General features: G+C 65.6%; 21 protein-coding genes. 7 read left to right on the forward strand and 14 right to left on the reverse strand.

Annotated features, from left to right (window positions below):
- The first annotated feature begins 4 nt into the window (after positions 1–4).
- On the forward strand, positions 5–1,222 hold the full coding sequence (locus ACXAGF_RS21575) for a mandelate racemase/muconate lactonizing enzyme family protein (RefSeq protein WP_475019595.1): 1,218 nt from the start codon (positions 5–7) through the stop codon (positions 1,220–1,222).
- A 7-nt stretch (positions 1,223–1,229) separates the two neighbouring features.
- Positions 1,230–2,840, forward strand: coding sequence for a GMC family oxidoreductase (locus ACXAGF_RS21580; RefSeq protein ID WP_475019596.1), 1,611 nt, complete (start codon positions 1,230–1,232; stop codon positions 2,838–2,840).
- Between the two features lie 39 nt (positions 2,841–2,879).
- Here the strand turns inward: ACXAGF_RS21580 and ppk2 are convergent, their stop codons facing one another.
- The 3 genes from ppk2 to ACXAGF_RS21595 form a co-directional block, all read right to left on the reverse strand.
- Positions 2,880–3,803 carry a polyphosphate kinase 2 gene (gene ppk2 / locus ACXAGF_RS21585; RefSeq protein WP_475019597.1) on the reverse strand — a complete coding sequence of 308 codons (924 nt, stop codon included), beginning with the start codon at positions 3,801–3,803 and terminating at the stop codon, positions 2,880–2,882.
- 166 nt (positions 3,804–3,969) lie between these two features.
- On the reverse strand, positions 3,970–6,033 hold the full coding sequence (locus tag ACXAGF_RS21590; RefSeq protein ID WP_475019598.1) for a 2Fe-2S iron-sulfur cluster-binding protein: 2,064 nt from the start codon (positions 6,031–6,033) through the stop codon (positions 3,970–3,972).
- A gap of 42 nt (positions 6,034–6,075) precedes the next feature.
- On the reverse strand, positions 6,076–6,687 hold the full coding sequence (locus ACXAGF_RS21595) for a glutathione S-transferase family protein (protein WP_475019599.1): 612 nt from the start codon (positions 6,685–6,687) through the stop codon (positions 6,076–6,078).
- A 137-nt stretch (positions 6,688–6,824) separates the two neighbouring features.
- On the opposite strand from ACXAGF_RS21595, the gene ACXAGF_RS21600 reads away from it, so the two are divergent.
- Complete coding sequence (locus ACXAGF_RS21600) at positions 6,825–7,718, forward strand: LysR family transcriptional regulator (protein WP_475019600.1); 894 nt, start codon at positions 6,825–6,827, stop codon at positions 7,716–7,718.
- Positions 7,719–7,730: 12 nt separating this feature from the next.
- Here the strand turns inward: ACXAGF_RS21600 and ACXAGF_RS21605 are convergent, their stop codons facing one another.
- The 11 genes from ACXAGF_RS21605 to speB all read right to left on the reverse strand — a co-directional run bounded on the left by ACXAGF_RS21605 (position 7,731) and on the right by speB (position 19,612).
- On the reverse strand, positions 7,731–8,513 hold the full coding sequence (locus ACXAGF_RS21605) for a slipin family protein (RefSeq protein WP_475019601.1): 783 nt from the start codon (positions 8,511–8,513) through the stop codon (positions 7,731–7,733).
- Complete coding sequence (locus ACXAGF_RS21610) at positions 8,510–9,931, reverse strand: NfeD family protein (RefSeq protein WP_475019602.1); 1,422 nt, start codon at positions 9,929–9,931, stop codon at positions 8,510–8,512. The genes ACXAGF_RS21605 and ACXAGF_RS21610 overlap by 4 nt, the downstream gene beginning before the upstream one ends.
- A 134-nt stretch (positions 9,932–10,065) precedes the next feature.
- Positions 10,066–10,527: a hypothetical protein gene (locus ACXAGF_RS21615; RefSeq protein WP_475019603.1), complete on the reverse strand. Its 462-nt coding sequence runs from the start codon at positions 10,525–10,527 to the stop codon at positions 10,066–10,068.
- Positions 10,524–11,870: a sulfite oxidase gene (locus ACXAGF_RS21620; protein ID WP_475019604.1), complete on the reverse strand. Its 1,347-nt coding sequence runs from the start codon at positions 11,868–11,870 to the stop codon at positions 10,524–10,526. Before ACXAGF_RS21620 ends, ACXAGF_RS21615 begins: the two co-directional genes overlap by 4 nt.
- Positions 11,871–12,041: 171 nt before the next feature.
- Positions 12,042–13,379 carry a DUF2254 domain-containing protein gene (locus ACXAGF_RS21625; protein ID WP_475019605.1) on the reverse strand — a complete coding sequence of 446 codons (1,338 nt, stop codon included), beginning with the start codon at positions 13,377–13,379 and terminating at the stop codon, positions 12,042–12,044.
- Between the two features lie 334 nt (positions 13,380–13,713).
- The gene (locus ACXAGF_RS21630; RefSeq protein ID WP_475019606.1) at positions 13,714–14,490 is read right to left on the reverse strand and encodes a carbon-nitrogen hydrolase family protein; all 777 of its coding nucleotides are present in this window, start codon (positions 14,488–14,490) and stop codon (positions 13,714–13,716) included.
- An 83-nt stretch (positions 14,491–14,573) separates the two neighbouring features.
- Positions 14,574–15,374, reverse strand: a complete 801-nt coding sequence (locus tag ACXAGF_RS21635; RefSeq protein ID WP_475019607.1) for an ABC transporter permease — start codon at positions 15,372–15,374, stop codon at positions 14,574–14,576.
- The gene (locus ACXAGF_RS21640; protein WP_475019608.1) at positions 15,371–16,225 is read right to left on the reverse strand and encodes an ABC transporter permease; all 855 of its coding nucleotides are present in this window, start codon (positions 16,223–16,225) and stop codon (positions 15,371–15,373) included. The genes ACXAGF_RS21635 and ACXAGF_RS21640 overlap by 4 nt, the downstream gene beginning before the upstream one ends.
- A complete protein-coding gene (locus tag ACXAGF_RS21645; protein WP_475019609.1) occupies positions 16,222–17,259 on the reverse strand; it encodes an ABC transporter ATP-binding protein in 1,038 nt (345 codons plus the stop codon). Before ACXAGF_RS21645 ends, ACXAGF_RS21640 begins: the two co-directional genes overlap by 4 nt.
- Before the next feature lie 139 nt (positions 17,260–17,398).
- The gene (locus ACXAGF_RS21650; protein WP_475019610.1) at positions 17,399–18,487 is read right to left on the reverse strand and encodes an ABC transporter substrate-binding protein; all 1,089 of its coding nucleotides are present in this window, start codon (positions 18,485–18,487) and stop codon (positions 17,399–17,401) included.
- Positions 18,488–18,553: 66 nt separating this feature from the next.
- Positions 18,554–19,612, reverse strand: a complete 1,059-nt coding sequence (gene speB, locus ACXAGF_RS21655) for an agmatinase (RefSeq protein ID WP_475019611.1) — start codon at positions 19,610–19,612, stop codon at positions 18,554–18,556.
- A 187-nt stretch (positions 19,613–19,799) separates the two neighbouring features.
- Here speB and gcvA point away from each other — a divergent pair, with 187 nt between their 5' ends.
- From gcvA to repA, 4 genes are all read left to right on the forward strand, one after another.
- Positions 19,800–20,822, forward strand: coding sequence for a transcriptional regulator GcvA (gene gcvA, locus ACXAGF_RS21660; RefSeq protein WP_475019612.1), 1,023 nt, complete (start codon positions 19,800–19,802; stop codon positions 20,820–20,822).
- 28 nt (positions 20,823–20,850) lie between these two features.
- On the forward strand, positions 20,851–22,026 hold the full coding sequence (locus tag ACXAGF_RS21665) for an aminotransferase (protein WP_475019613.1): 1,176 nt from the start codon (positions 20,851–20,853) through the stop codon (positions 22,024–22,026).
- A 158-nt stretch (positions 22,027–22,184) separates the two neighbouring features.
- Positions 22,185–22,715, forward strand: coding sequence for a MarR family winged helix-turn-helix transcriptional regulator (locus ACXAGF_RS21670; RefSeq protein WP_475019614.1), 531 nt, complete (start codon positions 22,185–22,187; stop codon positions 22,713–22,715).
- Positions 22,716–22,953: 238 nt separating this feature from the next.
- Complete coding sequence (gene repA, locus ACXAGF_RS21675) at positions 22,954–24,198, forward strand: plasmid partitioning protein RepA (RefSeq protein WP_475019615.1); 1,245 nt, start codon at positions 22,954–22,956, stop codon at positions 24,196–24,198.
- Positions 24,199–24,200: the final 2 nt, after the last annotated feature.

Raw genomic sequence — 24,200 nt, forward strand, 5'->3', positions numbered from 1 at the left:
CACCATGCAGATTGCCTCGCTCGCCGTCCACGTCGTTGCCGTGCCGCCGCCCCATATCGGCGGCATGTACTGGGTCTTCGTGCGGCTCACCACCAAGGACGGCATCGAGGGCGTTGGGGAAATCTACGCCACCGCCTTCCACCCCAAGGCGCTGGTGCCGTTGATCGAGGACGTTTTCGAGCGTCACCTGCTCGGCCACGATCCGCACGACATCGAGCGCTTCTGGCGCTCGGCCTATTCGAGCGGTTTCACCCAGCGTCCCGATCCGACGATGATGGGCATTGTTTCCGGGCTCGAGATCGCCTGCTGGGACATCGTCGGCAAGGCCGCCGGGCAGCCGGTGCACAAGCTGCTGGGCGGTTGCGTGCACGAGCGGCTGCGCGCCTATACCTATCTCTACCCGAAGAACGACGCCGGCGAATATGACTACAACGACGCCGAGCTCGCGGCCGACGAGGCGGCCAGAATGGTCGACATGGGCTTCACCGCCGTCAAGTTCGATCCGGCCGGTCCCTACACGGCCTATTCCGGTCATCAGCTGTCGATCGGCGTGATGGAGCGGTGCGAGGAATTCTGCGAAAAAATTCGCGCCGCGGTCGGCGGCCGTGCCGATCTGCTGTTCGGCACGCACGGGCAGATGGCGCCGTCCTCGGCCATTCGCCTCGCCCGCCGGCTCGAGAAATACGATCCGCTCTGGCTCGAGGAGCCGGTTCCGCCCGGCCAGGAAGAGGCGATGGCCAGCGTCGCCCGTGCGACGTCAATCCCGGTTGCTACCGGAGAGCGGCTGACCACCAAATACGAGTTCCAGCGCGTGCTGGAAACGGGTGCCGCATCGATCCTGCAGATGAATGTGGCGCGGTGCGGCGGCCTGCTGGAGGCCAAGAAGATCGCTGGCATGGCAGAGGCGCACTACGCGCAGGTCGCCCCGCACCTCTACAACGGGCCGATCGGTGCCGCAGCGAGCATCCAGCTGGCCGCGGCCTGCCCGAACTTTCTCATCCACGAGGCGATCGTCGACTTCAAGGGCTTCTATGCCGAGATCCTCCAGAGGCCGCTGCAGTTCGACGACGGCTACCTGATACCGTCGCGCGAACCAGGGCTCGGCGTCGAACTCGACCTCGACGTGGTCGAGAGGAACTCGCCCTACGAGGGCCAGCGCCTGCACCTGCAGATGGACGACAAGCCCGTCGACATCAAGGCGTTTGCACCCGCTCGCGGCTGAGGATCACATGACCACCTTCGACTACATCGTTGTCGGCGCGGGGTCCGCCGGCTGCATCGTTGCTGCCCGGCTTGCCGAGGACGGAAAGCACAAGGTGCTGCTGATCGAGGCGGGCGGCAAGGACAGCTCGCCCTGGTTTCGCATCCCGGTCGGCTACGCCCGCTCCTATTACGACCCGCGCGTCAACTGGATGTACTGGACCGAGCCGGAAGCGGCGTTGAACCAGCGACGCATCTACGCGCCGCGCGGCAAGGTCCAGGGCGGCTCGGGCTCCATCAACGCAATGATCTTCGTGCGCGGCGCGGCTGCGGACTTTGATGACTGGGCCGCGGCGGGCAATCCCGGCTGGTCCTATGGCGAGGTGCTGCCGTACTTCAAGAGGCTCGAGACCCATGCGAACGGCGAGTCGGATTTCCACGGCGGAAACGGGCCGATCCACATCACCCCGATGCGCGACCAGGCGCACCCGATCACCAGGCGCTTCCTCGACGCCTGTGCCGAGCTGCAGCTGCCACTCAACCGGGACTTCAACGGTGCGACGATCGAGGGCGCCGGCGTCTACGACATCAACACCCGAAACGGCGTGCGCTCATCCTCCTCGCTCGCCTACTTGCGATCAGCACTAAGGCGCCGCAACCTTGCCATCCTCCGCAACGCCCGCGCCCGCAAGATCCTCGTCGAGGACGGACGGGCGCGTGCCATCGAGGTTGCGACGCCGGCTGGCACCGAGAACTATTCCGCCCGGCGCGAGGTCATCTTGTGTGCCGGCGCCGTCGACACGCCGAAGCTGCTGCAGCTCTCGGGGATCGGCGATGGCGCATTGCTGCAAGCGATGGACATCCCTGTTGTCCACCATCTCCCGGCCGTCGGACAGAATCTGCAGGACCATCTCTGCGCCAGCTTCTACTACCGCTCGACCGTGCCCACCCTCAATGATGATCTCGGCAACCTCTTCGGCCAGGCCCGCCAGGCGCTTCGCTACGCCGTGTCGAGGCGCGGACCCCTGGCCCTGAGCGTCAACCAGGCGGGCGGCTTCCTGCGCGGCAGCGCGCAGGAGGAGCGGCCGAACATCCAGTACTACTTCAATCCCTTGTCCTACCGGATCCCGTCGGACCCGCGCGCCGGCCTCAAGCCGGAGCCCTATTCCGGCTTTCTGCTTGCCTTCAATTCCTGCCGGCCGACCAGCCGCGGCACGGTCAGCATCGCTTCACCGGACGTGAACGACGCGCCGCACATCCGTCCGAACTACCTCACGACCGCCCGGGACGAGGCAGAGGTCATCCAGGGCAGCCGGCTGGCGCGCCGGATCATGGCCGCGCCCGCGCTGAAGGCGATCACCGAACGCGAGATGCCGCCCTCGGCCGAGGCCGTGAGCGACGCCGAACTGCTCGCCTATTTCCGCGAGCACAGCGGCTCGATCTATCACCTGTGCGGCACCGCTGCGATGGGCCCCGACGCCCGGAGCTCCGTCGTCGACGCCTCGCTGAAGGTCCATGGGCTCGCCGGCTTGCGCGTCATCGACGCCTCGGTCTTCCCGAACATCACCGCCGGCAACATCAACGCGCCGACGATGATGGTCGCCGAAAAGGGCGCAGCTGCTGTCCTGGGGGAGGGGTAGTCGCCGGTAGCAGCCAGGTTCGGCATCGACAGATCCGGGCTAGTACTTCGACGGAACGTAGAGCTCCCGCGGCAGGACCTGACGCTCGTAGTCGGGGTTGAAGATGCGGTCCGGAAGGGAAATGTCCTCGTGCGGAACCTCCTCGTACGGGATCTGCGACAGCAGGTGATCTATGCAGTTCAGGCGCGCCCGCTTCTTGTCGTTGCCCTCGACGATGAACCAGGGCGCCTCCGGGATGTTGGTGCGGGCGAAGGTCTCCTCCTTCGCCTTCGTATAGGCCTCCCAGCGCACCCGTGACTGAAGGTCCATCGGCGACAGCTTCCACTGCTTCAACGGATCGTGGATCCGCATCAGGAACCGCATCTGCTGTTCTTCGTCGGTGATCGAGAACCAGTACTTGACGAGGCGAATGCCGGAGCGGACGAGCATCCGCTCGAATTCAGGCACGTCGTGGAAAAACTGCCCGACCTCGTCTTCGGTTGCAAAGCCCATGACCCGCTCGACGCCCGAGCGGTTGTACCAGGACCGGTCGAACAGCACGATCTCGCCGCCGGCGGGCAGGTGCGGCACGTAGCGCTGGAAGTACCACTGCGTCTTCTCGCGGTCGGACGGCGCCGGCAGGGCCACCACGCGGACCACGCGCGGGTTCAGGCGCTGGGTGATGCGCTTGATCACGCCGCCCTTCCCGGCCGAGTCGCGGCCTTCGAAGATGACCACCACCTTCTCCTTGCGATAGGCGACCCAGTCCTGCAGCTTGATCAGCTCCGACTGCAGCGCCAGCAGCGCCCGGAAATACTCGATGCGCGCGATCGTCGGCGGATGGGTTTTGCGGTAGATCTTGCGGATTTCCTCCGACAGGGCCGCCGGTTCGGACAGCTCCAGCTCGTAGTCCTCGTCGATCGTATCGGCCAGCTCCGCCTCGAGCCAATCGATTCCTTCCGCGTCGTTTCTTGAGATCTTCATTTCAGTCCTCCGGCGCTCACCCTCGGGTCACGGTCTTGATCTCTTCACCTATGCTACGACTACGTGAAGGATTCTTGACAGGGTGCCGAGGTCGGTGGCGCGGGACGTGCCCATGAAGAGCCCCTTCCGGCATTTCCGGCGGTATGGATGTCTCTCTCCGCCGGGTTCAGATGTCCAGCGTCAGCCGCAGCTCTCCATCCTCGGCCGGAACGGCGCAACAAAGGAGCGCTTCGCCGGCGGGCAACTGGAAGGACGGCGCTGCGGGATAGGTGACGCTGCCGCCCAGGATGCGCGTGCGGCAGCTGCCGCAGCTGCCGTTGCGACAGCCATAGTCCGGTGACAGGCCGCTGGCCTCGGCGAGGTCCAGCAGGCTGTCGCCGCCCGGCTGCCACTTTGCGTCCTTTCCCGAGCTGGAGAAGACGACCCGGACCGGCTGCGAGGAGGGCGCCGGCGCGGTCGCGGCCTCGGCATCGGGTGCCCGCTTAAGCGAGGACGGGCCGAAGGCCTCCGCATGGATGCGCGCATCGGCGACGTTGAGCGCGCGCAGCCCGTCATAGAGGTCCTGCATGAACGGAGCGGGACCGCAGAGATAGAAGTCGTAGTCGTCGAAGGGCAGGTGCGCCTTGAGCAGCGCGACGTCGATGCGACCGCTGGCGTCGTAGTCTCGGCCGGCAACCGCGCCCTCCGGTCTGGTCAGGGTGCGAACGAGGCGGATGGCACCCTCGCCTGCCTCGACAAGGGCGGCGATCTCGTCGTCGAACGGACGCTCCGCCAGGGTGCGGGCGCCGTGGAACAGCCAGGCCGGTCGCCTCCGGCCCGTGAGCCGTCCCTGATGGACGAGCTCGCGCAGCATCGCGACCATCGGCGTGATGCCGACGCCGGCGGCGACCAGCACGGCCGGGCGCGGCCCGTCGGTCTCGATCGCGAAGCCCCCCGCCGGGGCGCGGGCCGAGAGGATGTCGCCCGGCCGCAACCCGTGCAGGTAGGACGAGACCGTGCCCTCGGCCTTGACGCTGATGCGGTAGATCCCGTCCGTGGCGGCAGACGAGAGCGTGTAGCTGCGCACGAGCGGATCGGCCCCGTCCTTCGGCGCGATCCGGAGCGGGAGATGTTGGCCGGCGCGGTGCGGCGGGAGGCCCGCACCGTCTGCGGGCAGAAGGTAAAGCGATCGGATGGTTGAGCTCTCCGCCTCGCTGCGGACAATGCGGAACGGCCGCCAGTGCATGGCAGGAGCGGGCGAGCGCAGGCGGTCTCCGGCTTCCGCCCAGGTTCCGGTCGCAAACACGTTGGGCGACCGGCCGTCCGCCCGCGACGACCAGCGCAGCGGGGAGCCGCCCGCCCGGAAGAGGATCTTTCGCGGCCGGAACCGCCACAGCCGCTCGGCGCCCTGGAACGCGGCAATTTCCGGGGAATCGAGCACGACCTCGGCATCCCCCGTCAGTTGCAGCAGGTCGCCGCGCTCGAAGTCGACGAAGACGAGCCCGGCGCGCGGATTGATCAGGAAGTTGCCGAGCGTGTTGAAGTAGAGATTGCCGGCGAAGTCGGGAACCGTCAGTACGCCATCCTCGCCCACGTGTACGAAGCCCGGGCGCCCGCCGCGATGCGAGACATCGATCTGCCGCTCGCCGCTGTCGCGGTCGACGTAGGAGGCGACGAAGAAGGTATCGGCGGCGGCAATCAACGCCTTAGCACGCGCGTCGAGGGCGTCGAGCCGGGCGGGCGGCAGAGAGGCCGGCGCGGCCGGATCGCGCACGAGGGCGGCGTCCCTGAGGTGGATATATTGCGGGCAGTTGCCGAAGCTCTGGCCGACATGGACGACAAAGGCCTCGTCGCTCTTCCGGCCGATCCGACCGTTGAGGCGATTGCGCCGGCGCGTCTCCAGCTGGATGCCGAGCATGGCGATGGCATCCCCGTCGTCCATTCCCGCATCGGCCGGGTCGTGCCGGTCGCGTGGAAGCCGAACCTCGAGATGGGTGGCGTCCGGCGCCTGCAGGAAGCCAGGCCGGGCGCCGCGCAGGGTCGCCCAGACGTCGCCTTCGGCATCGACCGCACCGAAGACGGCGAAGGGCAGCATCGGGAAGAACTGGCGATGCTGGTCGGGCATGAAGCTGCGCACGAAGTTCCGTCCCGGGGCATCCATGCGTTCGACCACCCCGACGTGACGCTGCAGTTGCAGTTCGCCTTCATGCCAGGGCGATCCGGGGGCGCCCGCTTCGACCTTGTCCAGCATCGCAGTTCTCCAGTCAGTGTGAACGCAAAGGCCGCTGCGCCGTCATGCCGCAAGGCCGACGGCGGACTTGCGGAAGGCGACGAAGCCGGCAAGCCCTTCGATGCGGGACAACCATGCCCGGACATGCGCATAGGCGCCAAGGTCGACATTGCCCTCGGGGGCGGCCGAGACGTAGCTGTAGAGCGCGACGTCTGCGATGGTGGGCCGGTCGCCGACGAGGAAGGCTCGTTCGGTGAGTTCGGCGTCAAGCAGCGCCAGGATCTGGTGCGCGGACGCGATCGCTTCGTCCGCCTTCAGCATGGCGCCGAACAGGGTGACGCGCCGGGCGGCAGCGGGCCCATAGGCGATTTCGCCCGCAGCGACCGAGAGCCACTTTTGCACCCTTGCCGCCGAAGCCGGATCGTCGGGCAGCCAGTCGCTGCGGCCGAGCTTCTTCGCAAGATAGACGAGGATGGCGTTCGAATCGGTGACCACCGTTTCCCCGTCGTCGAGCACGGGAACCTGGCCGAACGGATTGAGCTTCAGGAACTCGGACGACTTGTGCGCGGATGCAAGCAAATCGACGTCGATGAGTTCGCAGGGCGCGCCGATCAACGACAGGAAAAGTTCGGCCCGGTGCGCGTGGCCGGAGAGCGGATGGCGATAAAGCTTCATGACAAGATCCTTCCATATGCCAGGAACGTGGTGCGGGATGGCGTAGACATCGGTCGCGACAGACAACCTATACATTTCCGAATTTTGGCAGTAGATTGCGAAAACGGTATTACGCCTTCCAAATAATGGAAACAAAGATGGATCGCCTCGACGCCATGACCGTATTGCTCGCCGTCGTGGACGAGGGCAGCCTGTCGGCCGCAACGCGGCGGCTGCGCATGCCGCTCGCCACGGTCAGCCGCAAGCTCTCGGAGCTGGAGTCACATCTCGGCGCAAGACTGGTCACCCGCACGAACAGGCGCATCCTTCTGACCGAGGCCGGCCGCTCCTATGTGGAGGCGGCCAAGGAGATCCTGGCGCGGGTTGAGGATGCCGAGAAGGCGGCGGCCGGCGAATACAGCGCCGTCAGGGGCGACCTGACGATGACGGCCCCGATCGTCTTCGGCCGCCTGCACGTGCTGCCCGTCGTCGTTGCGTTCCTAAAGGAGCACCCTCAGGTCAACATCCGGCTGACGCTGGGGGACCGCTACGTCAACATGGCCGACGACCACATCGACGTTGCCTTGAGGATCGGAAATCTGCCGGACAGCAACCTGGTCGCGACCAGGGTCGGGTCGCTTCGCCGCGTGATCTATGGAAGCCCGGACTATCTGGCCGAACACGGTCGCCCGGCACATCCGCAGCAACTTGCCGGGCATGCCTGCATCACTTTCGAGAACCTGATGGCGGCAAGTGCCTGGACCTTCATCGAGAGCGGGCGCGAGATATCGGCGGCCATTCACTCACGGCTGGTCGTCAACACGGCGGAATCGGCCTGCGACGCCGCCGTGGCGGGGCTTGGCCTGACGCGGCTGCTTTCCTACCAGGCGGCGGACGCCGTGGCGGCGGGACGGCTGTTGCCCGTTCTTGAGGAATTCGAGCACCCGCCATTGCCGGTGCAGCTTGTCTATCTGCCGCAGGGACTGGTGCCGATGAAGCTCAGGGCATTCGTCGATTTCGCGGGGCCGCGATTGCGGGCCGCCTTGCGGTGACTGACGGCCGCCTCAGGGTTCGTGCCGCTCGCCTGGTTTCTGCACAAGATCCGTCAGCGTCTGCATCAGGTCGAGCGGCAGCGGAAAGACGATGGTCGAGCTTCGTTCTCCGGCGATGTCCTGCAGGGCCCCGAAATAACGCAACTGCATGGCGTTTGGCTGTTTCTCGAGGATCGCGCCTGCCTCGGCCAGCTTGCGCGCCGCCTGCTGCTCGCCTTCGGCGTTGATCACCTTGGCGCGGCGCAGCCTTTCCGCCTCGGCCTGCTTGGCGATGGCGCGGATCATGCTCTCGTCGATGTCGACATGCTTGATCTCGACATTCGCCACCTTGATCCCCCAATTGTCGGTCTGCTTGTCGAGGATCTCCTGAATGTCGGCGTTGAGCTTGTCGCGCTTGGCCAGCATCTCGTCGAGCTCATGCTTGCCCAGCACCGAGCGCAACGTCGTCTGGGCGAGCTGGCTCGTCGCGGCCCCGTAGTTTTCCACGTTGATGATCGCGCGCTGCGGATCGACGATGCGGAAATAGAGCACCGCATTGACCTTGACCGACACGTTGTCGCGCGAGATCACGTCCTGGCTGGGGACATCCTCGACGAAGGTGCGCAGGTCTGTGCGGACGACCTGCTGGACAACCGGGATGATGATGACGAAGCCGGGACCGCAGACGCGGCTGAACCGTCCGAGGGTGAAGACGACGCCGCGCTCGTACTCCCGGAAGATCCGGACGGCGGAAGCGAAAAAGGCCACGACAAGCGCCAGCAGGAGCGCATAGCTGATCAGGTCGACCGGTATCATGTCAGGCTCCCTGCGGCATCGGCCGACGTTCCGGGCGGGGAGGTTTGCGCCGGTGCGACGACCAGTGTCAGCCCGTCGAGCCGGGTGATGCGTACCATGTCACCTTTCTTGATTTGTCCGTCACCGCGCGCGTGCCAGCGCTCTCCCTCCGCCCAGACATGGCCTTCACCACGCGTCCAGTCGAGCACCTCTGCCGCGATGTTTTCGAGCCGCGAAACGTTGTCGACGCGGCCCTTGCGCTGGGCACGCCACAGGTAGCCCAGCAATAGCGTCAGCAAAGCGGCGCTGACGAGGGCGGTGCCGCCGACCACCCACCAGGAGATGCGGAAGGCCTCGATATCGGTGTCGATGACGATGGCGGCGCCGATGACGAACGAGACGAGCCCGCCGAGCCCGAGCACGCCGAATGTGGGTGTGAGCGCTTCGGCCACCATGAAGGCGATGCCGAGGCCGATGAGGGCGAGGCCGGTATAGTCGAGCGGCAACTGGTTGAGGGCATAGAGGCCGAGGACCAGGCAGATGACGCCGACGACGCCGGCGCCGATGCTGCCCGGATTGGCGAGCTCGAAGATCAGCCCGTAGATGCCGATCACCATCAGGATCAGCGCGACGTTGGGATTGGAGAGGATGCCGAGCGCACGCACCAGCGCGCTTGGCTCGATCCGCTCGATCGCGGCCCGGCGCGTCGCCAGCGTCACCTTCTTGCCGTTCGCGATCACCGTTCGCCCGTCGACGGCTTCGAGCAGAGCCGGGATGTCGGCGGCGACGAGGTCGATGACATTGAGCTCGAGCGCCTCGGCCGCGCTCAGGCTTGCGGCCTCGCGCACCGCTTTTTCGGCCCACTCGGCGTTGCGTCCGTGCAGTCCTGCAAGGCTGCGAATGAAGGCGGCGGCATCGTTCACCGCCTTGGCCGAGGCCGGGTTGCCGGCGTCAGGGGCGGCATCCTTGCCGTCCTCCTCGTCCGGGCTTTGCGGCTTGGGCATTTCCGGCAAGCCGCCGCCGATCTGGATCGGCGTCGCGGCGCCGAGGTTGGTGCCCGGTGCCATGGCGGCAATGCTGGTCGCGTAGAGGATGTAGGTACCGGCACTGGCGGCATGCGCGCCCGGTGGCGCGACGAAACCGATCACCGGCACGTCCGACGACAGGATCTCGGTTATGATGTCGCGCATGCTGGTCGCCAGCCCGCCGGGGGTTGCAAGCCGGAGCACCAGTACGTCGGCATTGCGCTCCGTCGCCTCGGCCACCGCCACCGAGACGAAGTAGGTCGTCGATGGTCCAATGACGCCTTCGATCGCCGCTACATAGGCGAGCCGCGTCCCGCCGGCCTGATCTCTGTCTTGGCCCATGGCCGCGCCGGCCGCGATGGCAACGACCATGGCGGCGATTGCGATCAGCCGAAGGAGAGGGCTTGGTTTCACTTTTTGTTCGCCCCTTGCCTCTACCCGCTGTACGGGTGAACCCAATCACAATCATACCACGGTTGCCTCGGACCACCGAATCCCGCGCAACCGCGCGGCGCTGATGAAACGAGGTCCGCCACACCCCTGACATGCTATCGTTCTGAGGAGAAATGGGCCTGGAGATAGCCGAGGATCGCCGCGCGCGTTTCCCTGTCCTGGTCGGGCATGTCGTGTTCGCGCACCATCCAGTCCCACAGGTAGCTCCATCGTTCGTCCGTGACGCGTTGCTGGGTCACGAGCGCGATCGAATGGCAGGCCGAGCAGAGATAGTACGTCTCTTCGGCGCCGGGCGCGTCAGGCAGGCCGCCGAGTTCCGGGTTGCCCGGAGGGGAGGTTTCGCCGCGACCCGGCCTCCCGAGACCGCGCCGCATCGGGTCGTAGCCGGGTATGGCGCCCTGTTGTGCCAGCTGAACCGGGATGTCGTTTGCGCTTACGTCCGGAACGACCGTGACGCCGGCGAGAAGCCAGGCCGCGGCGGCCACGACGCTGGCGCTGCGCGGGCCGAAGCGGGGAAATGACGAGGTCCCTCCGGTCTGCCTGCCCCTCGTCCTCATTGCGCGAACAGGGCGATGCGATGGATCATGTTGTTGCCGTAGCCGCGCGGGTTCCAGCCGGGCGGCACCGGTGGCTGCATGACGCCGTTCATGTCGGTGGCGCGTGCCCAGACCTCGTAGTAGCCCTTCTCCGACAGTGTGACGGTCGTGCGCCAGCGCTGCCAGGCAAACTTGTTCGGCGGCGGCTCCAGCGTCGCTTCCTGCCACGTCTGGCCGAAATCGTGCGAGACATGCATGGCCTTGACATCGCCGTTGCCGGCCCAGGCATGGCCCCTGACCTCGGTTGGCTGACCGACCGCGACGCGTGCCCCGGTGGCGGGGGCCGTGACGATCGACTTGACCGGCATGACGGTGAGGATCTCCATGTCTTCGGCCGGTACCTCGGTTCCCGGGGCGACCGGATAGGCAGGCAGGCGATAGGAATGCCCGCCCATCTTCTCCCCGTCGTGGACCTGGTCGCGGACCCAGATGCGGGTCAGATACTTCTGCGAGACGGAGCCGGGGTATCCGGGGATGACCAGCCGCAGCGGGAAGCCGTGGAGAGCCGGCAGATCCTCGCCATCCATCGCCCATGCGATCAACATTTCCGGCTCCATGGCCTTCTCGATCGGAACGCCACGCGATATCACGACCTTGTCTGGGTCGCCGGAGAGGTCCACGTCATTGCCATAGTGGCCGGTATAGACGGCCGAGGGCTTGACCCCTGCCTTTTCGAGGACGTCCCGCAGGCGCACCCCGGTCCATTCAGGGCACCCGACGGCGCCGACCGTCCACTGATTGCCGGAGGCGCCGGGGTCGAAGAAAGCGCGGCCGTTGCCGCCGCATTCGAGCACGAGCGCCAGGCTCACGGTCTCGAAATCGGCCTTCAGTTGGTCGAGGCTGAGCGAAAGCTCGTTCTCCACCTCGCCATCCACCTTCAGCGTCCATCCCGCAGAGTTCTTGTCGAGTGCGGTTTGGGGGATGAGCCCGTTGGAGCGGACAAAGAACCGCGAATAAGGGGTGATGTCGTCGTCGAGGAGATGGGCCGGCGTCTCGACGTTGAGCGGCCGGTCGGCGAGCAACGTCAGGCCCTCCTTGTCCGTCATCAACGCGGCGCCGGTATCCTGAGCAAAGGCCACCGGCATGAGCCCGGCCGGAAAGTAGCGATGGAACGGAATTGCCGCGCCGACCGCCGCACCGAGCGCTGCAAGCCCGCTATGCCTCAGAAAGCCGCGGCGGTCCGGACGGGGCATGCGCCCGTAGAGGCCCTGCTCGACCCGGTTGGGTTCCTCCTGATCGGCGGTACGAAAATCCGCGGGTGTGGAAATCTGGTCGCCTTGGCCCTTGTCTCCATGAACAGCCATCTGCTCCTCCCTGCGTTCGTCGTTTCCTTTTGCTGGTACAAACCCCGCAGCATACCACCACTGGGACGCACAGGGCAAAATCCGTGTCGGCATCCGGACGGGCGCTGTCGACCGATTGCCATGGCCACACGGCCATGCCGAGATGTCAGGAACGCAAGGAACGGGTTGTTTCTAGCCCTGGTCGGCCATCGCCTCGTTCGTGTCCTCGAGATATCCGATCGCTCCGGACCGCATCATGCGCAGGAACCCGCTGTAGTGCCTGCGGATGCTGCCGAGGTCGGCCGGGCTTGCAATGTGGCGGCAGGCATCTGCCATCACCAGGTCGGCATGGCGCAGCAGCGTCTCCACGCGACTGGCCCGTGGTTCGCAACTGGCGGCCGCCGTCAAGGCATCGAGGATCCTGGCAAGCACGGCGGGACTGCCCGCGGCGTTCTGCCGGATCATGTCAAACATCGCGTCGACCAAACCATCATAGTCCACCGCCGGCACGACCAGAGCCGGTCGGCCGTCCTCGAGGGTGACGCCGGTCGGAAGCTCAAGAGGTGCAAGGTCACAGAGGGCGGCGCCGAGCCGGTCGACCACACTGATGGCGGTGTGCGGATCATTGACCCCCGTCGAAAGGGCGCGTACGGCGACTTCCACCAGTTGCTTTATCGCAAATCCGACATCGCCGGCCCCGCCGCGGTCCCAGCCCAGGGCCGTCGCCGCGCGGATTGCCCCGTCGACGCCCTTCACCATCGGTTTGACCACGGCGATCGGCGTTCCGGGAAACACGTGGTCCCCGGGCTTGATCAGGAGCCGGATCACGGTCTCCCGCTCCGCCGCCCAAGCGGCCAGGCCAGTCTCGTCGAGTTGCTGCAGATAGCCGCGTCGCGGGTCGACGACAGGCGCCGCATCCCGCCAGAAACGGATTGGCGGGGGCGGAGCCGGTTGCTTCCTGGCGCAGAGCCGCTCGATCGCTCGGCCGACATCGGTACTCACCAGTTCGATGACCGTGTCGACATTGATGCGACCGGCCATGTGGCCGACGAAGAAGATCAACGTGCCGACGCAGACGAACGCCAGGACGACGCCGACAGACAGCGCCAGCTGCGGTACGAACAGCCCCTCTTCCTCCGCCCGCACCGTGCGCAGCACCATCAGCGCATAGGAGAACGTTCCGAGGAACACGCCGAGCGACATCTGGTTGGCGCGATCCTTGGTGAAGTTTTTCAACAGCCGCGGGCCCATCTGTCCGGCGGCCAGGGAGAGTGCGGCGATGGTGATGGTAAAGACGGTACCGGCGATGCCGATGGTTGAGGACGCCACCGCGCCCAAAAGCGTCCTGGCGCCGGCAGCTCCGCCGCCGTACAGCAAGGAGCTCTCGCGCCACGGGCGCGGGATCAGGCCAATTGCGTCGACTTGCACGAGCACCAGGGCAAGAAGGACCCCGGCAAGCGTCAGTAGGCCGGGAATGACCCAGAAGCTTTCACGGAGCATTGTGGCCATCTGGTAGAGGCGCGCCTTCACGTAAACCCTCCACTCTTGTTCCTTGCCAGCATCATAACCGGCTAGATCGGTCTAGACGAACGTCCTCTGGCCTGCCCGACGCCTGACATCATCTGAACGATGCATGCGCTTGGTCACCGGAGGCAAAACATGCCTGAACGAAGCAGGCGATCCGTCCGACTGGCCTCCCTGCCGCCGGAACGCATGGGTGCTCGCTCCGGTTGAAGGCCGGCCTGGCCATGGTTCTTTTTCGGCAACGCGCGACCAGCGGCGCTGGTTCCGGCAGGCGAACGAGGTCCGCTGCCTGGGTTTCGGGTTCGCCAGCGGCCTGCTGCTAAAGGCGTCCTTGCGCCTGTCAGGCTTGTCGGCCCAGATCGGCGAGATAGGTGTTTTCCGCCCGCGAGGTGGCAAAGGCGGCAGGATCGACTTCGGCGAAGAGCAGTGCCTCGCCGGTGGCCGGTGCCTCGCCGAGCAGTGTGCCGTCGGGGGCGGCGATGCGGGAGAGACCGGCATAGGTGAACTCCCGGTCGGCGCCGCAATGATTGACATAGGCGACGAACACCTGGTTCTCGAAGGCGCGCACCTGGATCATCTTGTCGGCGATGAACGAGCCCGACGATCCCGCCGGCAACGCCGTCGGCACGACCACGAGGTCGGCGCCGGCCTGTGCCAGACGGCGCACGTTCTCCGGGAACTCGACATCGTAGCAGATCAACAGGCCAAGGTTCAGGCCGCAAAGCTTCACCAGCACCGACGACGGCGCTTCGGCGCGGAACCAGCAGCGCTCGTAGTCGCCATAGAGATGCGACTTGCGATAGACCGCGTTCGTGCCGATCCCGTCAGTGAACAGCGCGCTGTTGTAGATGGTCTCGCCATCCTTCTCGGCGAAGCCGGCCACGATCGCAAGCCCGTGCTCCGCTGCGATTGCCGCCAGCCGATCCATGACGTCTCCGGCCGGCGATGCGAGTTTGGCAAACGCCTCCCCTGCCCCGTAGCCGGTCACGGCCAGTTCAGGCGCGATCAGCAGCCTGGCGCCGTTTGCGGCCGCCTCGGCCGCTGCCGCGGCGATCCGGTCGATATTGGCGTCGACCTCGCCAGAAACGGCCCGCATCTGCAGCGCTGCGATCTTCATCCAATCTCCTCCAGGCGGCAGGCCGCCAATGGCTCTGTCCGTCGCCTCTTGTGGACGCTCTTCGGCAGAGCGCCAGGGACGCGTCATTTCTCGCTGCCGGCCATCGCCCCCAGCAGGCGCGGCAGGTCGCCGAAGCGGGCGACGAGACCGAAGATCAGTGCGGCGAGTGCGACAAACAGGATCGTCACCGAGGCCATGGTCGGCGTGTAGCCGTAGCGCAGCGCGTTGAAGATCTTGATCGGCAGCGTCTCCATGGTGAAGCCGACGGTCATGTAGGCGACGATGTACTCGTTCAGCGACAGCACGAAGGCGAAAGCATAGCCGGAGACGAGATAGGGCAGGATCAGCGGCAGCACGACGGTGCGGAACACCGTGCGGTCGTCCGCGCCCATCGTCGCCGCGGCCTCGACCAGCGAACGGTCGATCGAGGAGAAGCCGAGCGACAGCGTCACCAGCGGCAGGGTGACGAAGAAGATCGCGTGGCTGATCGCCGCCGTCCAGGGCTGGCCGTAAAACCCGGTCGTCGCCCAGAAGGTCAGCATGCCGAGGGCGGTGATGACCGGCGGCAACGTGAACGGTGCGATCCCGAGCAATTGAAAGATGTTGGCCCAGGGCGCGTGGCGGCGCCATAAGAACCAGGAGAGCGGCAGCGCGATCGCCAGAGCCAGCGCTGCCGAGGCGGCCGCCAGCGAAACCGAGGCGATGAGCGCATTGCGCCATTCCGGATTGCTGAAGATCTCGCCATACCAGGACAACGAAAAGCCCTGCGGTGGGAAGGCAAGCGTCTGCTTCTCGTTGACCGAGACGCCGGCGACGACGATCAGCGGCAACGACAGGAACAGGCCGACAATACCGAAATAGAATCGCCCAAACAACGCGGTCATGCGGTTTCTCCCTTACGCCCGGCAAAGAGCGTCAGTCCGACGAGAGCCAGGGTGACGAGGACAAGGAACACGGCCATGGCGGCGGCGAACGGCATGTTCGACTGGTAGATCGCCTGGTCGGTGATCAGGACCGACAGGGTCCAGTGCTGCGGCCGGCCAAGGATCTGCGGCAGCAGGTAGGAACCGAGCGCGAAGATGAACACCATGATCAGCGTCGCGACGATCGTGTTGCGCAGGGCCGGCACGACGACGGTGAAGAACGACTTCAGCGGCGAGGCGCCGAGCGTGCGGGCCGCTTCCGTCAGCGTCGGATCGAGACGGACAAGTGCCGGATAGAGCACAAGCACGGTATAGGGCAGCGCCTGGTATACCATTGCCGTCAGCACCGCGCCGAAGCTCGGGTTCAGCGCGACCGGCTCGCTCATTAGTCCGATCGCGACAAAGAGGTTGGTGATGCCGGCCGTGCGCGAGAACAGCGTCGACCAGGCAAAGCCGATGATGACCTCGGAGAGCGACAGGACCGAAAGCAGGGCCACCAGCCAGACGACCTGGGCGCGCCGCGATGCGCGCGACAGCAGATAGGTGAATGGCACGGCGATGACGACGCAGCAGATCGCGACCGCGACCGCCAGGAACAGCGAAAAGCCGAGCACCTTGCCGAAGAACAGGCTGAGGAAGCGGGCATAGTTGTCGAACACGAAGGCCGTCGAGTAGAAGCCGGCCGGGTCGCGCTGGAAGAAGGAGACGGCGATCATCGTGGCGAAGGGCACGACGAAGAACACCGTCAGCATCGCGGCCGGAAAGAACAGCGGACCGTAATCGGCGAGTTTCTGCGGCGCTTCGCGTCTCATGACTTCAGCACCACGCAGGCGTCCGGCGAAAACTGGAGGCCGACCTCCTGGCCGACCCGGACGTCAGGGCGGGCGTGCGGCATGGAGACTGCAACGATCTGTTTGCCCCCGGCCTCGACGAAGGTCTCGATCGTGCCGCCGAGGTCGCGCACGAATGTGACCCGGCCGCTGATCGCCCCCTGGCCCGGTGCCGCCACGTGGACGTCTTCCGGGCGGACCGACAGCACGCCCTTGGAAAGACCGGTGGGAATCGCCAGCCCCGCGATCGTCGCGCCGAGCACGTCCGCGCGGCCGGCGCTGTCGACGGCAAAGTCGATCAGGTTGGTCATGCCGATGAAATCGGCGACGAAGGTGTCGGCGGGGCGACGGTAGATCTCCACCGGGGCGGCCGCCTGCCGGATCTCGCCGCGGTTCATCACCACGACGGTGTCGGCCATGGTCATGGCCTCGCGCTGGTCGTGGGTCACGACAATCGTAGTGATGCCGAGGCTCTGCTGCAGTTGCCGCAGTTCCACCTGCATGGCCTCGCGCAGCTTGGCGTCGAGGGCGGAAAGCGGCTCATCGAGCAGGAACAGCTTCGGCGAGATCGCCAGTGCCCGGGCGATCGCCACGCGCTGGCGCTGGCCGCCCGAGAGCTTCGCCACCGGCCGGTCGGCATAGCCGGAAAGGTGGATCATGGCGAGAAGCTCGTTGACGCGCCGGACCTGGTCCTCCTTCGGCGCGCCGCGGATGCGCAGCGAATAGGCGATGTTTTCGCCGACCGTGAGGTGCGGGAACAGCGCCAACGACTGGAACACCATGCCGAGGTCGCGCTTGTGCGTTGGCGTCTGGGTGATGTCGTCATTGTCGAGCCTGATCGCGCCGCTTGTCGGCAGGTCGAGGCCGGCAACCATGCGCATCAGCGTGGTCTTGCCGCAGCCTGACGGGCCGAGCAGGCAGACGAAGGTGCCGTGCGGAACGGTGAGGCTGACATTCTTCACCGCGGTGAAGCTGCCGAATTGCTTGGTGATGTTGTCGAGGGCCAGGCCGGACATGGGGTCTCCGCTCCGCAGCTATGCGAGAACTCTTTTCATTGAAAATCTGCCCCTCAGCCTGTCCCCCCTCCCACCACTGGAAGAGAGGATCCGTGGAGCCGGGTTGCCGGCTCCACGGTCGGATGAGAGGTCTCGGCGCTCAGCCGACGATCAGTTCGGTCCACTTCTGGTTCAGCCAGTCGGACTTGGTCTGATACATGTCATAGCGCGGGACGATCGGATCGATGTCGGAGGATACCGCGGCGAATTCCTCGTCCGTCAGATCGAGCAGTTCGCGCTTGACCGTCGGCGCGGTGCCGACCTTGCGCGACAGCGACGCCTGGATTGTCGGCTGGCACATGTAGTCGATGAAGACATGGGCCTCCTCGCCCTTCTGCGAGGCACGCGACAGCGCCCAGCAGCCGGAATCCAGGATGCCGCCTTCCTTCGGGAACGTGGAGCGGACCGGATGGCCGTCGGCGGCGGCAAGGCCGGTGACGTCGTGGTAGTACTGGCCCATCGGGATTTCACCGGACTTCAGCGCCTGTTCGAACTGTGCCTCGTCGCGGTACCAAAGAGCGACGTTCGGCTTGACCTCGGCGAGCTTTTCGAAGGCCTTGAGGATGCCCTCTTCCGTATCGAGCGCATTGGTGCCGCCCATGAAGGTCTTGGCCGTCACTTCCAGCAGGAAGGAGTTGGAGACCAGCGCCAGCAGGCCAAGCTTGTCGGCGTTCGCCGGATCCCACAGCGCTTCCCACGAGGTCGGCGCCTCCTTGAAGACGTTGGTGTTGCTGACCAGCGTGATGTACCAGGCCACCGCACCGATGCCGGCGACGCGGCCGTCGGGGTACTTGTTGACGAAGCGGTCGAGCAGGTTGGCGGCGTTCGGGATCTTTGCGGTGTCGAGCGGCGTCCAGAGCTCGGTGGCCTGGCCCTTCAACATGGCCACCTGCGACATCATCGAGACGTCCGCAGGCGCCTGCCCGGCCCTGGCGGCCTGCTCGAGCTGGACCAGCCAGGCTTCGCCGGTCGGCTCGGCGATGGATTCGATCGCGATCCCGGTCGCCTTGGTGAACTCGGGGAAGATGTTCTTGTCGAACGAGTCCTTGAAGTAGCCGCCATAGACGCCGACCTTCAGCGACTTGTCTTGCGCACGCAGGATCGAGGGCATCGCCAGAAGCGATGCACCGGCCACGCCGGCGCCGAGCAAGCCGCGGCGGCTCACACTGGCGTTGAGGATGTCACGCATGTCTTTTCTCCTTTTATGCCGGGCAGCGTGCGGCCGCGCCGGCTCGTTCCCACTTTGTATTGTATATCAAGCCTTTGCCGTCACGGAAGGGCTGAACACCATCAGGCTCAGGATTTCGAACAGCACCTGGGCACCGGCATGCGCCGTGTTGGTGGTGGCGTCATACTGCGGGGCGACCTCAACGACGTCGCCGCCGACGAGATTGATTCCCTTCAGTCCCCGGATCAACTCCAGTACCTCGCGCGTGGTAAGGCCGCCCACTTCCGGGGTGCCGGTGCCGGGCGCGAAGCTCGGGTCGAGGCTGTCGATGTCGAACGACAGGTAGGTCGGACCGTCGCCGACAATCGCCTTCGCCTTCTCGATGATCGCCGCAATGCCCATGCCGGTGACCTCCTCGGCATGTACCACGGTCATCCCGGATTCATAGGAGAATTCCCAAAGGTACTCGGCCGCGCCGCGGATGCCGATCTGGATCGTGCGGGTGGGGTCGAGAACACCGTCGAGCACGGCGTTCCTGAACGGTCCGCCATGGTGGAACTTGGTGCCGTCATAGGCGCCGCTGGTGTCGCAATGCGCGTCGATGTGGATCATGCCCAGCGGCTGCTTCTTGCCGACCGCCTTCATGATCGGGTGGGTGATCGAATGATCGCCACCGACGGCGAGCGGGATGACGCCGGCATCGACGATCTGGTTGAAGCGCTTCTCGATGTCCTCGTGGCTCATCTCCAGCCGATAGCGGCTGCGGAAGGGGACGTCGCCGATGTCGGCCACGCGCAGGTCGTGCAGCGGCGCGCAGCCGAGCACGTGGTTGTAGGGGCCGATGCGCTCGATGGTCCGCAGTGCGCGCGGTCCGAAGCGGGAGCCGTTGCGGTTTGTCACCCCAAGGTCCATCGGAACGCCGGTGATCGCCACCTGCAGGTTGCCGAAATCAGGGTTTTCGGCCTCCACCGGCATGTGCGGTGCTGCCAGAAGGGTGGGAACGCCGGCATAGGGGGCGAGGCGGGTGCCGCTCTTGGAGAATATCTTGTCCGCGACCTTGCGGAAGGCCGGATCGAAGATGTCGCTGCCGTGACCTTCGCCGAATTTTTCCCGCAGTGCCTTAAGCTTGCTTGCGTCGAACGACATCATCCACCTCGCTTTTCGTCAGAGTGGGCGCGCGCGGGGGCCTCGCAAGACTTGGCTGCCAATGTTCTGGTTCCCCCGGGCTTCTGCCCTTGTTGTCACTATTACGTTACAAAACGGCTGGAAAAGCAATTGACAATGTTATAGCAGTTTCTGTGAGAAAAGCTCACAAAAGGAAACCGCAGCAATCATGTCGAGCCGCTTGCCGCCACTGAACCCGCTACGGGCCTTCGAGGCTGCCGCGCGACGGGGTTCCGTGTCCGCTGCGGCGCGGGAACTGAACGTCACCCACGGGGCGATCAGTCACCAGATCCGGGCGTTGGAGGACGCTCTCAAAACGGTTCTGTTCGAGCGTGGCGGCAAGCGGTTGAAGCTGACCTCGCAGGGCGCGTTGCTGTTGCCGGCGGTGACGGAAGCCTTCGGTGGGATAGCCGCGGCTACGGCGCTGATGAAGCGGCCGGCGACCAGTGGCGCGCTGACGATCACCTGCGTGCCGGCCTTGTTGTCGTTCTGGATTATTCCGCGGCTCAATCGCTTCACCGACCAGTACCCCGGAATCAAGCTCAGCCTGGTCGCCTCCAACGACCCTGCGGAGGTGTTCTCCCCCGACGTTGACGTGGCGATCCTCTATGGCGACGGCAACTGGCCGGACTGCTGGACGCGGCTGTGGAGCCATCTGCGGTTGTTTCCCATCGCAAGCCCTACTCTGCTCAACAGCCGTCCTTTGCGCTCGGTGCGCGACTTGTCCGATCATACGTTGCTGCACGGTGATCGGGACGGAAGGGAATGGAACGCCTGGTTCGCGGCCGCCGACGCGATCGACCAGGTGCGCGGGCCGCAGCACTTCATGAGCGATGCACGCCTGTCCACCGAGGCGGCCATTCATGGCCAGGGGATCGCCCTCGGCGACACAATCACCGCGGCGAGCCTGATCGCGCGCGGTGAACTGGTCGTGCCCTTCGACCTGTCGGTGCCGGCCAACGATGCCTTCTATGTCGCCAGCCGGCAGGAGGTGCGTGCCGCACCGATCGTCAAGGTCTTCATCGACTGGCTGTTTGCCACGCTCGAGCAGGACAGCCTGCCCGAGCCGCAGATATCGGCGCGCAAGCTGCTGCGTGGGCGCAGCATGCGCGCCACCGAGAACTTCCAGCCGGCCTCCGCCCCCTCCGGGCGGCAGGTGGCTGCGAGGCAGAAGCGAACGCCCCGCGCCTGACAAACGACACATTGCGAAAGACTTGCCGATGACCAGATTCAACCCCGCCGTCGAAGCCCTTGCCGCTCCTCCGATCCCCACCGTGTTCTCCTGGGGGAGAAGCTATGACGGCCGCTACGGCCCGATGATCGACCTGTCGCAGGCCGTGCCGGGCTACGCGCCGCACCCGGAGATGCTGCGGCTGCTCGGCGAGCATGCCGCCGCGCGGGCCTCCACCGGCTATGGACCGATCGAGGGCGAGGATCGACTGCGCCGGGCCTATGGCGGCCACGTGGCGTCCGTCTACGGCGCGGCACTCGCTGCGGACAATGTCCACGTCACCGCCGGCTGCAACCAGGCCTTCACCTGCGCAGCGGTGGCGGTGGCGGGCGCAGGCGATACGGTGCTGATGACAGATCCCTACTACTTCAATCAGGAAACCACGCTCGCCATGCTGGGGATCAACGTGCGGCTTGCGCCCTGCGATCCGGGCAACGGCTTTCTGCCGGACCTTTCCGCGCTTGACGCGGCCATGACCCCGGATGTCCGGGCACTGGCGCTGGTCTCGCCGAACAATCCGACCGGCGCGATTTACCCGCCGGAGCTCCTCGGCCAGGTGTTTGACCTCTGCCAGGCACGCGGCGTCTGGCTGATTTTGGACGAGACCTATCGTGACTTCCTGCCCGAGGCAGGGCTGCGTCCGCATGCGTTGTTCGACAAGGCGGAGTGGGAGAAGACGCTGATCGGCCTCTATAGCTTCTCCAAGTCCTTCTGCATTCCGGGCCACCGCCTCGGGGCGATCACGGCCGGACCGGCGGTGATCGAACAGGTGGCGAAGATCATGGACAACGTGCAGATCTGCCCGCCGCGTGCCGCCCAGGCTGCCGTGGCCGAGGCGATCCCCCTGCTTGCCGACTGGCGCGAGCAGAATCGTCGGGAGATCGCGCTCAGGGCGGCGACCTTGCGCGAGACCATGTCCGGTCTGGGCGGCTGGACAGTCGGTGCGGTCGGCGCCTATTTCGCCTTCGTCAGCCATCCCTTTGCCGATAGCGCGTCGACCACGGTGGCCGAGCGGCTAGCGAAGGAGGCGGGAGTCCTCTGCCTGCCCGGAAGCTATTTCGGTCCCCGTCAGGAACGCTACCTTCGGTTCGCCTTCGCCAATGCCGGCAGCGAAACGATCAGGCTGCTCCGGGAGCGGCTGCAGCGGCTCTCCGGCCTCGCTTGAGGAGGCAACCTCTTGCAAGCTCCGGCTGCACGACCGACGCAAAGGTGTGAGGCACATCAGCCTAAGGACATATGTAAATAGTACTATTTATCCCCGTTCCTGCGTCTCAGGCGCGGCTTTTGCGTATTGCCAAGCGCGGCAATTGGTAGGAGCCTGCCATGGCAGTGACGGCGATGTGGGGCGCCATGACTAGAACGGCAGAAAAAGACGGCCTTACTGAGGCAGAAGAGCTCGACGTGTCTTCGATCGAGCACAGCGTCATATTCCAGATCCGGCGCACGCAAGCGCTTCTGGCCCGCCGCTTCCAGTCCCGGTTTGCCGGGCTCGACCTGCGGCCGGGGGAATACGGCATCCTCCTCCTGATCGCCACCAATCCGGGGCGCAAGCAAACCGAGATCGCCGACGCTCTCGGTGTCCAGCGCGCCAACTTTGTGCCGCTGATCAACGCGCTGGAGCGGCGCCGACTCATTGAGCGGCGTCCTTCCCTTCAGGACAAGCGCTCAAATGCGCTTTACCTGACGCCTTTCGGGGAAACGTTTGCGCGAAAGATCAATCAGGCGGAGGCCACCTTCGAGGCCGACTGCACTGCCCGTCTCGGTGGGACGAAGGCGCGCGAGGCATTTCTGTCGCTGCTGTCGCGGCTGTCGGCGGGGGCCACCACCGCGGGTACGCTGGGTCCGCGCCGGTAAGTTGCGGAAAAGATTCTGTTTCCGCATCCGGCGGTTTACCGCTCGTTAACCAAAAACGCCTTGACGCAAATCGGGAATCGTCACACCGTCTCTTACGGAATTTGACGGTTGATCTGCTTTTTGCCGTTACCTGACGGCTTTGCTGTTAGATCGACCGGCCGACGTAGGTCAGAGGCGCAACAAACTGTGCCGTGCCTCCGCGCGGCCTGACGGTTCCGACGACGAAGGAAGGGTGCGAATGGCAATGCCGGAAATCAGGGATGATGTGCAGATTGCCGCCGACGAGGCGATCGCGGCGGACGCTCGCATCCTGTCGGCACAGCTCAAGGCGATGCGCGAGCGCTTCTTTCCGCCGACGGCAACAAAGGTGCTGCGAAGCTTCACATCCGGTGAGGCGGCACGGCTGATCGGGGTCTCGGACGGCTACTTGCGCCAGCTGTCGCTGGCGGGGGAAGGACCGCAGCCCGAGACCGGACCGGGCGGACGCCGATACTATTCCCTGACCGATATCAACGCGCTGCGCTCGCATCTCGCCGACCAGGCGCTGGCCAAGGGGCACCTCGCCAAGGCGCGCAGCTATCGCAAGTGGCGCGACCGTTCGCGCGGCGAACACCTGCAGGTGATCGCCGTCACCAATTTCAAGGGCGGCTCCGGAAAGACCACGTCGGCGGCGCACCTGGCCCAATACCTGGCACTTGCCGGCTACCGCGTGCTGGCCGTCGATCTCGATCCGCAGGCCTCGCTCTCGGCGCTGTTCGGCTATCAGCCCGAACTCGATCTCGATGGCAACGACACGCTCTACGGCGCCATCCGTTACGACGACGAGGCGCGACCGCTGAAGGCCATCATCCGCAAGACCTACTTCGACGGCCTCGACCTGGTTCCGGGCAACCTCGAGTTGCAGGAGTTCGAACATGTCACGCCGAGGGCGCTGGCCAACCGTCAGGCCGGGGCTCCGGGGCAGCCTCTGTTCTTCGCCCGGGTGCATGCTGCGTTGCGCACGGTGGAGGACGACTACGATGTCGTCGTGCTCGACTGCCCGCCGCAACTCGGTTACCTGACCCTGTCTGCGCTCTGCGCCTCGACTTCGGTGATCGTCACGGTCCATCCGCAGATGCTCGACGTCGCCTCGATGAACCAGTTCCTGTTCATGACGTCGGACCTGCTCTCGGTCGTGCGCGAGGCGGGTGGAAGGCTCAATTTCGACTTCCTGCGATACCTCGTGACGCGCTTCGAGCCGAACGACGGGCCGCAGGCGCAGATCGTGGGCTTGATGCGATCGCTGTTCGGCGACCGGGTGCTGACCGCGCCGATGCTCAAGTCGACCGCCGTGTCGGACGCGGGCCTGACCAAGGAGACGCTCTACGAGGTCGGCCGGGAGAATTTTACCCGCACTACCTACGATCGGGCGATGGAAAGCATGAACGCCGTCAACGCCGAGGTCGAGGGCCTGATGCTGCAGGCCTGGGGGCGGAGCGGCTAGCA

The organism is Mycoplana sp. ABR4_002, assembly GCF_056159645.1.